We start from the raw sequence: 11,511 nt of genomic DNA, 5'->3' as shown, positions 1-11,511 counted from the left end.
GAAGGCTTTCATTCCACTCACTCGTTAAATCAGTTATTACTATCTGTGTTAATCTAGATAGTCTTCTCATTTCATAGTTATAAACTATTTATAGAGAAACGTGTCGCACCATACCATTCATGTATTCCTTTAATATGCCTCTCGTCACTTCTAATTTTCGATTCTATTTCATTATACTGTTCATAACTATCATATTCCCATATGGCAAATACTTCAGACGTACCATTCTTATTATCTTTCATCCAGCGTCCTATTAGCCTAGAACCATGCTTTAATTGATTAGGTAAGTTCGTGTGATTGAAATGATCATTAAATACTTCTATGAATTCATTTTTCACTACATAGTACTTCCTTCTGTAAAACATACTTCTTCACCTCTTTCATGAAAAGTATTAGTAAATCTTCCCATCACTACCGTATTATAATACTTTCCATCCGATAGTCTTTTGTCATTTTTCAAAATGCCTTCTACTTCAAAACCTAATTTTTTATAAAGATGAATAGCTTTCTCGTTTGTCTCTAATACTTGTAAAGATATTTTATTTACTGCATTTTCGTCAGCCCATTTAATAGATTGTTGTAATAGGCTCTTCCCCATTCTATATCCCCAAAACTCTTTTAAAATACAAACGCCAAACTCCACTTTATGAGATAATCTCTTAAAATTTGATCCTTCACATCTTGAAAATCCAACAATTCGATTGTGCACTTCTACAACTAAAAAGAGATTCTTCGTTTCTTCACTATCTGTTTTTATTATTTTTTGAAACCCTAGGTCATCTATAAATCCCTCTCCAGCATCTCTATCCATATTTTCAGTTTCTCCATCAATCTGAACTCTAATTTTCGATAACTGCTCAGCATCTTTTTCAGCTGCAGAACGAATTGTATAAGTTAATCCATTTATATGATACTCTTGCTCTTTTACAATCATGTCAAACTCCTTTCAAATCAATATAATGGCGCTATTACAACTTGTTTACCTTGTTTCTCAAATTCCTGAACAGTTTCTTTACTAGCCTCTTCGTCAGTTATAATAAGGTCAACTTCTTTTAGAGACTCTCCTCTTATAAAACAATCTATTCCAAGTTTATTATGCGGAGCTAAACAAATATTTCTTCTAGCAATTTCACTTACTCTTTTACTAAAATAAGCAACTTCAGGTGTTGCAGTACTAATACCTTGTAATGAAATGCCTCCACCTGTAGAGAAATAAAGATCAATAGAAAATCTACTTATCAATTCAGAGGCAAATGTATCAGTAATATTTCCTGAAGGCTTTACTTTTCCACCAATTAAATATGTATCGATGTTCTTATATTCTCTTAGATGACCAGCTATTTCTATAGAATTCGTAATAACCGTAAATGATACTTCCGGTAAATATTTCAGCATCGCATTATGAACGGGAGCCCCGCCAATAAAAATAGAATCATCTTCTTGTATATAAGATGCCGCAACTTTTGCAATTGTGTTCTCATATATTGAGCTATCACTATAACGTTTAGCTGGTTCCGCAGCTAAGTTCCTCACTCGCGTAAGTTCAATTGCACCTCCGTGCGTTCTTTTTAATAAACCATCCTTTTCCATAATAGACAAATCTCTTCTTATAGAATCAATAGACATTTCAAATCTTTCCGCAAGTTCCTTTGCGATTACTCTTCCATCTGTATTAAGTAGTTCTAAGATTCTCTCTCGACGTTCTTCAGTAAACATGTTATCACCACCGTTATTGAAGATTCAGAAACTTAAACTTTATTTTAATTATATGTATGCCTCTTCTGTTTTACAATATTTTCAGTTCTTATTTATTCCGTTTTATACAGTCTTCTCCCGCTTTCTATCCCATTAATTTGCCAACCGAATAAATGTATATCTGTATATTACGCAAAAATACTTTCATTTACCTTCCTGTTGATGTAAAATTATTCCTATGTTTTACTTTTTAATACAGAAAGGGATTACTATGAAATCATTAATCAAAACGACATGTACAGCATTATTATTTACTGGAATATTAACAGGATGTAATAGCAATACTACATCAAAACAAGAAAAGAGCGCTCTCGAAAAGAATGCAATGCACTATGGAGAAATAGTTAAAAACGAATACTATAGAGCGACAGTTGAAAATGCAAAGTTTGAAAAAATAGACAAAGAGCGACGCCTTACTACTCGTGTTATGATTAATAATGTTCGGGACGATGGACAAACTATTGATCTTTCGGAAATAAAATATTTCATACAAGATGAAAAAACTGGTCAGAAATATGAAGGTGAAGCTCATCCGATAGATGACGAGCACTATAAAAATGTTCCACACGAATTCTCTTTAACTACTGACGTTGTGTTTGAACTGAAAACTTCACCAAAAGATTTAAATAATATGTATTTATACATAGATAGCAAAGCAGCGCCGTTAACAGATACATATTGGAAGCTTGATAATTTAGTATCTAAATAGAAAGACCAGTCTTACATGACTGGTCTTTTACATTCATACATTTAACTTTCATTAACACTTATATTCATTTTCTAATAACAACTTGAATAACATCAGCTAAACCAGTGTGCCCTTTCCCTTCAATTCGCTCTTGTTCGCCATTAAAGAAATGAATTACCTTATGTTCTTCACACCAAGTAAGGATATCAATTGGATCATACAGCATATCAACATCTTTTGGTCCACCAGTACTATAGTTTATTTGTTTTTTTGAGTAAACTTCAAACATAATTAAACCACCAGGCTTTATCGTTTGTATCATTTTACCTAATATCATTTTTTTATAATTATCATGAAAATGTCCAAATACCATAATTGCTGCATCATATTCATTTTCTGGCAAACTATCAGCTAATAAATCTACTTTTTTTGTATGCACGTTTACGTTATGCTTCTCTGCCAATTTTTTTGTCTTCTCTAATCCATCTTCCGAATAATCAATAGCTGTTACTTCGTTCCCTTGTCTTGCTAGAAATACAGCATTTCTACCTTCTCCCTCCGCAAATGCTATTACTTTATTGTGATTTGCTAAACGAAATGCTTGTTCTTTAATAAATGTATTAGGTTCTTCCCCGTAAAAATATTCATCTGATTTATATCGATCATTCCAAAATTTAGTCATCATCTTCTCTCCTTCTTCATATCATTTTCTAACTACAATTAAAGATATCGAAGAGTCTTTTTATCCTTAATTAATTTAAAAATAAAAGCAGATTAAAAATCCACTTTTATTTTTTTCGCAAGATCTACGATTTTTTGATTTCGTAACTTTTCTTCCATTTTCTCTTCTGCTGCAAGCATTACTTCATTAATTAAACATCCAGGTTTGTCATGTAAACAACATTCAAACAATGATGTTTTACCTTCAATTGCATGTATAATATCTAAAAATGAAATATCTTCCCAATTCTTACTAAGCGAGTAACCGCCCTTTGGACCAGATGATGAATGTATCATCCCTTCCTTCGTCAACTTAGTTAGTATTTTAGACAAGTACGTTGGTGAAACATTTTGCATTTCTGCTAATTGGTGAACACTAACTAACTTATTTGGTGTAGCCTTTGCCAGAAAAAGCATTGTATGAAGAGCATAATTTGTAGCTTTAGAATATTTCATAATACAGCTCCTATTGTAGACTTCATGTATCTACAATAACTTTATTTTTTTATTATGTCAAACGTTTGTAATACTCCATACAACATTATTTCTTCACAAGTAATACATCTGCCGCGAAAATCGTCACTTCTCTAAATGGAGAGTCAAATAAAACACCTAGTTTAAAACCATCTTCAGTAAGAGCTATTTCATGATATAACCACCAAGCATTTTCAAAGTTTTCCGGCATAGAACACTTTGTTACTCCTATAAAGGTTACTTCAAGTAAGTCATTTGATTATTTAAAAGTGGATGAACAAAATGTTAATTCATTTGCAAAATTAAATGATCAGGATAAGAAAAATATCCAAATTACTATGGTATTACCAGAGCAAAATGAAAATAGGGATTGGCCAGCTTACGGTTTTACTAGTCGTGAAACATTAGATGCGTATATTGAAAAGGATAAAAAAGCAATTAAAAATAAAATTAATCCTTTAGGTAGCGGTGCTGGTAGTACTGATTTTTATGAACATAAAGATAAAGGTGGCCAATATATTTACTGGAGCAGCGGATTTAAAAACTTACCATCTAGCTGGAATGACAGAATTTCTTCTGTAAGTACAGCGTCACCTTCTGCAAGTTATTCAACGACACTTTGGGAGCACACTTCAACACAAGGATATGGAAAAGGCGTTTTATTTAAACACGCTGATTGGTACGGTAAAACTGCTAATTTAGCTGCTGATTGGAACGATATTACTTCAGCGATTGAAATTAAATAGTAATAAGACATTTAATTTCTTCTATAAAAATTCAAACCACTATTCTCTCTTTCATTTAGAGAATAGTGGTTTATCATATTTCTATTTAAGCATGTACAGCATGTCCTACTGCTTGCATTAACGCTTCATGAATCGCCTCAGATAAAGTTGGATGTGCTGCAATATAATCTCTCATTATATCAGCGGTAACTTCTGTATGAATCATTACAGTTCCTTGTCCAATCAGTTCAGTGGCATGAGGACCAATAATAGAAATCCCTACAATTTCTTGGTATTTAGGTTCCACAATGACTTTTACTTTACCCATTTGTTCGCCAATAATAAGCGCTTTTCCGTTTGCTGTAAAAGGAAATTCTCCAATTTGTATGTCACCGTACTGCTCTCTTGCATCTTTTTCTGTTAAACCGACACTAGCAATTTCTGGAGCTGTATAAATACAGCGAGGTACAGCATGGTAGTTTACTTTTACATCTTCTCCACTCGCGTGTAATGCTGCTGTCGTTCCTTCATGGAAGGCAACGTGAGCAAGCTGAATTCCACCGATCACATCACCAGCTGCGTAAATATGTGATACGTTCGTTTGCATATGTTCGTTCACAGCAATCCCTTTATTTGAAAACTGAACCCCTGCTTTTTCTAAATCTAATTGTTGTACACGTGGTTTTCGGCCGACAGAAATGAGAACATATTCCGGGTTAGCTTCTTGGATACTACCTTCATATTCAAATGAAGCTTGCTTCTTATAATTATTTAATCCTTTTAAAGCAGCTCCTGTAAATATTTCTACGCCATCACTTTCTAATTTCTCTCTTAAAATATGTGCGATATCTTCATCTTCACCTGGTAATAATTGCGGTGCCATTTCAACAATCGTAACTTTTGTCCCAAGGCGACTATAAATACTTGCAAACTCGCATCCTATTACACCACCGCCAACGATTAACAATGAAGATGGTACACTCTCAAGAGACATCGCATGGCTACTATTTAAAATCCATTTTCCATCAAACGGAGCGAATGGTAATTCTGTAGGTTCGGAACCAGCTGCGATAATAAACCTCTCTCCATCCACTACTTCTTCTTTATTTCCTTGTACAACTCGCACACGATGATCCGTTTCGAATTTCGCTTTTCCTTTTACAACTTTAATTTTATTTTTCTTCATTAAATATTGTATTCCTTGGACGAGTTGCATTACGATTTGTGATTTCCTTGCCTGTATTTGATCCCAATCAATTGATATACTTCCTGTATTAAGCGTAACCCCATAATCATTCGCTTTTCTCACAATGTCATGCACTTCTGCACTTTCTAACAATGATTTCGTCGGCATACACCCAACATTTAAACACGTTCCGCCAAGGTCAGCTTCATCAATAAGAGTGACCTCTTTTCCATTTTGAGCCGCGGTAATTGCCGCTACATATCCAGCTGGTCCGCCTCCAATTACAACTAATTTACTCATTCTCTCACCTTCTCTTTATAAAAGAATTGTTATAGGTTCTTCTAAATAATATTTAATTGTGCGTAAAAATGCAGCTGCTGGTGCACCGTCTAGTACACGATGATCGAATGTTAAACTTAAAGGTAACATACTACCTTTTTTAAATTTTTTCCCTTTATATACAGGAACATGTTCAATTGCGCCAATACCTAAAATACCAGTCTCAGGTGTATTTAATACAGGTGTGAAATATTCAATACCAAAGCTACCTAAATTACTAATTGTAAATGTCGTTCCGTGCATATCATCACTACTTAAGCTACCTGCTCGCGCCTTTTGTGCCATATCCTTAATCTCTTTAGACAACTCTACTAAAGATAAATTATTTGCAAAGCGAATAGCTGGAACGACTAATCCTTTTTCTAATGCGACTGCTATGCCTAAATGCACATGTTCAAATTGATGAATGGCATCATCTATATAAGCGCTGTTCATTTCTTTATGCTCTCTAAGCGCTAATACAACAGCACGAGAAACGAAATCCGTAATGGTTAGTTTGTTTTCGTATCGTTTTTGCACAACTTTCGCTATGTCTTTATGTAATGCAACTAAATCTGTAACATCTACTTTCATCGTTAACGTTAATTGCGCACTATTTTGTAAGCTTGCATGCATACGACTCGCAATTGCTTTTCTCATACCAGTAACAGGAACGACTGTACTTTCTTCTTGTTCAGGTACTTCTGGATTTGCTACTCTTTCTTCTAGCGCCTTTAATACATCTGCCTTTGTAATCCTTCCGCCAGGACCTGTACCAACTAATGCCTTGATATCCAGATTTTCAGACTCTGCAATTTTCTTCGCTACAGGTGAAATTTTAATTCTTTGCTTCGCTACTTCTTTCCCATTTGGTTCTTGATTTTGTACTTCTATATTAGATGTTTTTTCTTCTACCACATGTGTGCTTTCCTGCATTTCTACTTTTTCATTTGGTTTACCGATGTAGCAAATTACAGTACCAGGCGGCACTCCTTCATCTTCACTTACAGCTATATCAAGTACCGTACCATCAGCTGGCGCTTCAATTTCCGTTTCAATTTTTTCTGAATTAATACTAGCAATTAGTTCTCCTTTTGCTACATTATCGCCTGCTTTAATATTCCAGCTCGTAATAATACCTTCTTTCATCGCCATACCTAACTTCGGCATTACAACTTCTACAGCCATGTGTCTCTCTCCCTTCTCATCGTTTTATTACACATGTAATAAAGATTGGTCTCCAATCATTTCTGATACAGTTTCAATTACTTTTTCTGGCGTTGGCAAATACAACTTTTCAAGTGGTGGTGAGAACGGAACAGGTGTATGTGGTGCTGTAATTCGTTTAATAGGTGCATCTAACAAATCAAAACCTTTATCCGCTACAATTGCCGCAATATCTGTTGCGATACTACATCTTGGATTCGCTTCGTCAATAACGATAAGACGATTTGTTTTTTCAACAGATGATAAAATAGTATCTTCATCAAGCGGTGATAAAGATCGTGGATCAATTACTTCTACTTCAAGCCCCTTTTTCGATAATTGCTTTGCAGCTGCAAGTGCTGTATGAACTTGTTTTCCGATTGCGACAATTGTTACATCAGAACCTTCTCGTTTAATATCTGCTTTTCCTAAAGAAATTGTATAATACCCTTCCGGCACTTCACCTTTCATATTGTAAAGTGTTTTATCTTCAAAGAAGATTACCGGGTCGTCATCTTCAATTGCCGCTAATAATAAGCCTTTTGCGTCATATGGAGTAGAAGGAACGACAACTTTTATACCTGGAATGCTCGTAAATAAGGCATACAAACTTTGTGAATGTTGTGCAGCTGCGCTAAAACCTGCACCGTGCATCGTACGTACCGTAACTGGCACTTTCGCTTTACCACCAAACATATAGCGGAATTTTGCACCTTGGTTTAATACTTGATCAAGACAACTACCAATAAAATCATTAAACATTAATTCAGCTATCGGACGTAACCCAGTTGCAGCAGCTGCCATCGCAGCTCCCATATAACCCGCTTCAGAAATTGGTGTATCCAATATACGATTTCGGCCAAACTCTTGTACAAGTCCTTTCGTAACACCAAGAACACCACCCCAAGCTTCATCATCTTGCAGATGATCAACTTGTGCACCGCCTGCAACGTCTTCACCTATTAAAATTACATTTTCATCACGACGCATTGAGATTTTCATCGCTTCATTAATTGCAGTTGACATACTTACTGTTCTAGTCATAATTTTTCACCCTCCTCTTATTTGTAAGAAACGTATACATCTTTTAATAATTCTTCATCGTCTGGGTATGGACTATTTTCACTAAATTCAATGGATCTTTGTACTGCATCATCTACTGCTTTTTCCATATCAACAAGTTCAGATTCCGTTAATAAACCTTCATGAATTAAATGCTTACGGAAATTCACAATCGCATCTTTTTCATTTAAATGTTCTTCTTTTTCTTCTGATGTTTTATATGTTTGCGCTTCACCTTCAAAATGACCGTAATTACGATATGTCATACATTCAATAATTGTTGGACCATCACCATTACGCGCACGTTCCACTGCTTCTGCAGCAGCTTTATATACAGCTAGAAGATCTTTTCCATCTACTTGAACGCCTGGAATATTATAAGCTTTTGCACGATCCGCAATAGAATCACAACTTGAAGCATATTCAAATGTAGTTGCTTCACCGTAACCGTTATTTTCTGCAATAAAAATAACTGGTAACTTCCAAATCGCCGCTAAATTAACCCCTTCATGGAATGTTCCTTCATTATTTGCTCCGTCACCGAAGAAACAAACACTTACATCTTTTGTTCCTTTATATTTAGCTGTCAATGCTGAACCGCAAGCAAGTGGGAAACCCCCGCCTACAATGCCATTAGCACCAAGCATTCCTTTATCTAAATCCGCAATATGCATGGAACTGCCTTTACCTTTACATAATCCTGTCGCTTTCCCGAAAAGTTCAGCCATCATACCATTTAAATCACAACCTTTTGCGATACAATGTCCATGACCTCTATGTGTACTTGTAATACTGTCACTATCCGTTAAGTGGGCACATACACCAACTGCTACCGCTTCTTCACCTGCGTATAAATGAACGAAACCTGGCAAAACGCCTTGCGCGAACAATTCATGTACCTTATCTTCAAACTTACGAATCTCTAACATTTTTTCATACATCCAACGAGCTTGTTCTTTCGTAATTTCATTCCCTTTACTTTCAGTTGTTTTTAACATGTCCAGCCCTCCTATTTTCTTGATCATCTTTTATATTGCAAGTACCGTGCCAAATTCTAATCCTTGATTTAATAGGTTTTCTCTTTTCTTTCATAATAAAAAAGTGGACAAAATGAGACATCTGTCTCGTTTTGTCCACTTTTGTTCACCTAATTTGAGAACTATTATCTTATTCATTATCAAAGCTCTGCTGTAATTTTCGGATGTAAATAATTTGGCCAATATGATATGCATTATGAGTTGTTACATTCGCTAACACTTCCCACCACTTTGCAGAAACAGGAAATCCTACTACATCACTTTCAACCTTTTCTTCATTTATAAGATTTTGCCATTGTAACAGTTTTTCTAGTAGTTTTTCCCGTAATTCATCGAAAGTTTGATTATCTGAAAGCATAAAACTTTTGTTATTATCTCCTATAGAGGGTACTGCATTAACATTTGATTCTTTATACCTAGTTTGCCACGTAGAGTTCCAATACAGTAAATGTTGTACGATTTCAGCTATACTATTACTCTCTTCATTCGGTTTCCAGAAAGCTTCCCTCTCAGATAAATCCTTAACTGCATCTGAAAATGGCATATACCAACTGGGATCATTTGCATTTGCTAATAACTGATCTGCTAATACATCTTTCACATGGACCATTTTTCTTCCCTCCTGTTAAAAAGATTCATTTCATGACAATACTCACTTCTCTAAATACGCTGAGTTTGTAAGATTTCCTCTTTTTAAGCATAACCCCATACATATGCACATAAAGAAACCGAAAGCACCTAATACATAAGCTAATGCATAACCACTTCTCCCAATAACCCAGCCCGCAATTCCAGGTCCAATCATTTGCCCAACTGCATAGAAAACAGATATAAAACTAATTGCCATTGAGACATATTTCGGAGATACTTGCTTTGAAGCTGCAACTTGAATTAATAATAGTATACCTCCGAGGCTAGAACCCCAAATAATTGCCGACACGATAAAACCAGTTATATTTCCAAATATAATTGGAGCCATATCACCTATAATAGCTAATAAAAGCGCACTACATAAACTCTTCTTTATACCAATTCGATCCGAAATAAATCCCCAGACAGATGCTCCTACGATTGAAAAGATGCCAGCAATTGCATAAACAGTCCCCGAAATTGATGCTGAGATACCACTATCAATCATAAAACTAGTTTGATATAAATTTGGAATTAAATATACAACACCAACAATAAAATACATCCATGCAATGATATATAGTTCTTTCGTTTTCCATAAAAACGATTTATTACTCATTTTTTGCTCATCTTCAGTAACTTCTGGATTTTTCAAAACAACTGAAGCGGCAAATACAATGATACATGTAATAACTCCAAACAAAAACCATGCACCACGCCAACTATACTCAGGAAATGTGCGCACTACATAAGGAACAATTATTCCACTAAATAGCATACCTATACCTGCACCGCTTAATAACAATCCCATTACAGTTCCTCTTTTGTCTGGAAACCACCCTACCGTTATTGACATGAGTGGTGTATATACAAGAGCACTACCAGCTCCAGCACATAGCATACAAAAAGCAACTATCCAAAATGAAGAAACAAACGCTAATCCCATTAAGCTTATAACGACGAACCAACTGCCTATTAATAAAACTGATTTTGCGCCAAAACGGATAGTAAATATTCCAGATGTTCCTACAGTTAATAAATAACCTAAAAAAAGTATGGTTCCTAGCATACCTGATTGAGCCGTAGATAAGTGAAGTCCTTCCTGCATAAATGGCAGTATAATTCCATATGCCATACGGGCGAAACCAGTTGTTGTTATAATAAGAAAGATTCCTATTAATACAAATATCCAAAAATGACTTTCATTCCGCTCTTTCATTTAAATTCCTCCATAAAAAATTATTTCCAATTGGATGTTGATTGTAATTATAATGATTATGACAAAATACAACTACCAAATGGTGGAGGAGTTTACGGTATAACGGATTTTTAATACATACGCAAAATTTCAGAAGGTTTCATTCCATATTTCTTTTTAAATGACTCTGAAAAATGACTAATATTATTGTATCCAACAGCAACTGCCGTTTCAGTCACATTACTAGTTCCCGAACGCAATAAAAGCATTGCTCTTTCCATTCGCTGTTCTCTTAAATATGCAAATGTGGACGTGCCAAATAATTCTTTAAAACCAATTTTTAATTTATAATCATTTAGTCCTACTATTTTAGCCAATTCTAATAATGATGGGGGTGACTCCACATGCCCATCAACTTAAAAGTGTTAACTATCCCCAAAAGTAAAAAATGCCATCCTTTCTTTATATTCGTGATAGAATATAAAGAAATTGAATGTTTTTTCTTAATATTA

General features: G+C 34.9%; 12 protein-coding genes and 3 pseudogenes. 2 read left to right on the top strand and 13 right to left on the bottom strand.

All coding sequences use genetic code 11. The features are described 5' to 3' along the window. Nucleotides 1-110: 110 nt before the first annotated feature. The 3 genes and pseudogenes from ACS2CR_RS31485 to ACS2CR_RS31475 form a co-directional block, all read right to left on the bottom strand. Nucleotides 111-365: pseudogene (locus tag ACS2CR_RS31485) on the bottom strand (NIPSNAP family protein); the annotation flags it as partial. Then, the gene (locus ACS2CR_RS31480) at nt 338-934 is read right to left on the bottom strand and encodes a GNAT family N-acetyltransferase (RefSeq protein WP_000635686.1); all 597 of its coding nucleotides are present in this window, start codon (nt 932-934) and stop codon (nt 338-340) included. The gene ACS2CR_RS31480 and the pseudogene ACS2CR_RS31485, both read right to left, overlap by 28 nt. Before the next feature lie 17 nt (nt 935-951). Beyond that, nucleotides 952-1,716: a DeoR/GlpR family DNA-binding transcription regulator gene (locus ACS2CR_RS31475; RefSeq protein WP_053512406.1), complete on the bottom strand. Its 765-nt coding sequence runs from the start codon at nt 1,714-1,716 to the stop codon at nt 952-954. 250 nt (nt 1,717-1,966) lie between these two features. Here ACS2CR_RS31475 and ACS2CR_RS31470 point away from each other — a divergent pair, with 250 nt between their 5' ends. Beyond that, nucleotides 1,967-2,464, top strand: a complete 498-nt coding sequence (locus tag ACS2CR_RS31470) for a hypothetical protein (RefSeq protein ID WP_000838469.1) — start codon at nt 1,967-1,969, stop codon at nt 2,462-2,464. Nucleotides 2,465-2,528: 64 nt separating this feature from the next. Here ACS2CR_RS31470 and ACS2CR_RS31465 read toward each other — a convergent pair whose 3' ends face one another. The 3 genes and pseudogenes from ACS2CR_RS31465 to ACS2CR_RS31455 form a co-directional block, all read right to left on the bottom strand. After that, nucleotides 2,529-3,128 (bottom strand): class I SAM-dependent methyltransferase, encoded by a 600-nt coding sequence (locus ACS2CR_RS31465; protein ID WP_002196577.1) that lies wholly within the window; start codon nt 3,126-3,128, stop codon nt 2,529-2,531. 89 nt (nt 3,129-3,217) lie between these two features. Further along, nucleotides 3,218-3,619, bottom strand: a complete 402-nt coding sequence (locus tag ACS2CR_RS31460) for an Rrf2 family transcriptional regulator (RefSeq protein WP_000877651.1) — start codon at nt 3,617-3,619, stop codon at nt 3,218-3,220. Nucleotides 3,620-3,704: 85 nt separating this feature from the next. Further along, a pseudogene (locus tag ACS2CR_RS31455) lies at nt 3,705-3,890 on the bottom strand (DUF4085 family protein); the annotation flags it as partial. On the opposite strand from ACS2CR_RS31455, the gene ACS2CR_RS31450 reads away from it, so the two are divergent. Continuing rightward, nucleotides 3,847-4,383, top strand: a complete 537-nt coding sequence (locus ACS2CR_RS31450) for a hypothetical protein (protein WP_053512407.1) — start codon at nt 3,847-3,849, stop codon at nt 4,381-4,383. The pseudogene ACS2CR_RS31455 and the gene ACS2CR_RS31450 overlap by 44 nt on opposite strands. Before the next feature lie 85 nt (nt 4,384-4,468). On the opposite strand, the gene lpdA is transcribed toward ACS2CR_RS31450, so the two are convergent. The 7 genes and pseudogenes from lpdA to ACS2CR_RS31415 all read right to left on the bottom strand — a co-directional run. Further along, the gene (gene lpdA, locus ACS2CR_RS31445) at nt 4,469-5,848 is read right to left on the bottom strand and encodes a dihydrolipoyl dehydrogenase (protein WP_000041212.1); all 1,380 of its coding nucleotides are present in this window, start codon (nt 5,846-5,848) and stop codon (nt 4,469-4,471) included. Between the two features lie 15 nt (nt 5,849-5,863). After that, nucleotides 5,864-7,054 carry a dihydrolipoamide acetyltransferase family protein gene (locus tag ACS2CR_RS31440; protein ID WP_053512408.1) on the bottom strand — a complete coding sequence of 397 codons (1,191 nt, stop codon included), beginning with the start codon at nt 7,052-7,054 and terminating at the stop codon, nt 5,864-5,866. A gap of 27 nt (nt 7,055-7,081) precedes the next feature. Further along, entirely contained in the window at nt 7,082-8,116 is a 1,035-nt protein-coding gene (acoB, locus tag ACS2CR_RS31435; protein WP_000198907.1) for an acetoin:2,6-dichlorophenolindophenol oxidoreductase subunit beta, read from the bottom strand. Nucleotides 8,117-8,133: 17 nt separating this feature from the next. Further along, nucleotides 8,134-9,132, bottom strand: coding sequence for an acetoin:2,6-dichlorophenolindophenol oxidoreductase subunit alpha (acoA, locus tag ACS2CR_RS31430; RefSeq protein ID WP_153603000.1), 999 nt, complete (start codon nt 9,130-9,132; stop codon nt 8,134-8,136). Nucleotides 9,133-9,301: 169 nt separating this feature from the next. Further along, a complete protein-coding gene (locus ACS2CR_RS31425) occupies nt 9,302-9,781 on the bottom strand; it encodes a DinB family protein (RefSeq protein ID WP_000233797.1) in 480 nt (159 codons plus the stop codon). A 42-nt stretch (nt 9,782-9,823) separates the two neighbouring features. Continuing rightward, nucleotides 9,824-11,020, bottom strand: a complete 1,197-nt coding sequence (locus ACS2CR_RS31420; protein WP_000664567.1) for an MFS transporter — start codon at nt 11,018-11,020, stop codon at nt 9,824-9,826. 110 nt (nt 11,021-11,130) lie between these two features. Next, a pseudogene (locus ACS2CR_RS31415) lies at nt 11,131-11,403 on the bottom strand (helix-turn-helix domain-containing protein); the annotation flags it as partial. Between the last annotated feature and the right edge of the window lie 108 nt (nt 11,404-11,511).

The organism is Bacillus cereus group sp. BceL291, assembly GCF_051776705.1.
GTDB lineage: Bacteria > Bacillota > Bacilli > Bacillales > Bacillaceae_G > Bacillus_A > Bacillus_A cereus.
The sequence above is the reverse complement of the archived record's forward strand: the minus strand, read 5'-3'. Positions and strand labels throughout refer to the sequence as shown.